The 529-nt window shown below is 62.2% G+C and carries 1 protein-coding gene; it reads right to left on the bottom strand.

Annotated elements, in window-relative coordinates; genetic code table 11:
• A partial coding sequence (locus tag AC5Y2L_RS28575; protein ID WP_499940101.1) for a beta-ketoacyl synthase N-terminal-like domain-containing protein occupies positions 1–524 on the bottom strand: 524 nt, incomplete at its 3' end.
• Positions 525–529 lie beyond the last annotated feature (5 nt).

Below are 529 nucleotides of genomic sequence, written 5' to 3'. Positions count from 1 at the left end.
TCCACCGTCAACGCCGGACCATGCACACCCAAGCTATAGGCAATGCGCCCCGAGGCCATGCTGAACGTGTTGCCCTGAAAACCGTAGGGCCCGGCCATCTCCGCAGCATCAGCACCGACCAACTGGTAATCGAAATGGGTCAACCCCATAAACACCCCAGTCGGCGAACCGGCCCACCCCTGCGGGGTCAGACCGGCACTTTCCATGGCCTCCCACGAAGTCTCCAACAACAACCGATGCTGCGGATCAAGCGCGCGCGCCTCACGCTCATTGACCCCGAAAAACTCCGCATCAAAACCGGCCACATCATCCAAAAACGCGCCCCACTTCGACACCGAACGACCCGCCACCCCCGGCTCAGGGTCGTAATACTCCTCGGCGTCCCACCGATCCCGCGGCACCTCGCTGACCAGATCGTCACCCCGCAGCAACGCCTCCCACAACCCCTCCGGGGAATCAATACCACCCGGAAGCCGACACGCCATACCAATCACAGCAACCGCAGTCACCGACACATCACCCACACCAC

The organism is Mycobacterium sp. NGS66, from assembly GCF_059812225.1.
Note: the sequence above shows the minus strand (reverse complement) of the source record. Positions and strands in the feature narration are given on the sequence as shown.